Source organism: Allomuricauda sp. TY007 (genome assembly GCF_010468565.1).
In the GTDB taxonomy this organism is placed as follows: domain Bacteria; phylum Bacteroidota; class Bacteroidia; order Flavobacteriales; family Flavobacteriaceae; genus Flagellimonas.
On the sequence record NZ_WUEG01000053.1, the window covers coordinates 1 to 548 of the forward strand.

At 49.3% G+C, this 548-nt stretch carries 1 tRNA gene and 1 rRNA gene; both read left to right on the top strand.

Annotated features, from left to right (window positions below):
* The first annotated feature begins 65 nt into the window (after window positions 1-65).
* Window positions 66-142, top strand: a tRNA-Ala gene (locus tag GO009_RS17380).
* 179 nt (window positions 143-321) lie between these two features.
* Window positions 322-548: ribosomal RNA gene (locus tag GO009_RS17385) — 23S ribosomal RNA — on the top strand; the annotation flags it as partial.

Consider the following 548-nt stretch of genomic DNA (forward strand, 5'->3'; position numbering starts at 1 on the left):
TTTTAGAAGTTGAGTTACAGGGTTATCACTCATAACTCCCAACTAATAACTCATAACTGAAAGATGGGGGATTAGCTCAGCTGGCTAGAGCGCCTGCCTTGCACGCAGGAGGTCATCGGTTCGACTCCGATATTCTCCACCACGGCAAAAGTTGTCCGCTGATTTTTTGATATCAGTGGCGATTCGCCACAAGTTCATTGACATATTGGGACGGAGCAACAGCGATTTTATATCGTTGTGTGCGAAGTCAAAGAAGAAACACGAAGTAGAATAGAATATATAAGGATTACGAGAGGGCATCTGTACCTTAGGGTACAGGTGCGACAAGCAAAAGAAGGGCGTATGGGGGATGCCTAGGCTCTCAGAGGCGACGAAGGACGTGATAAGCTGCGAAAATCCACGGGGAGCTGCACATGAGCATTGATCCGTGGGTGTCCGAATGGGGCAACCCGGCAGGTTGAAGGCCTGTCACCCAGCAATGGGGGCGAACCCGCTGAACTGAAACATCTAAGTAGGCGGAGGAAGAGAAAACAAGAGTGATTCCGAGA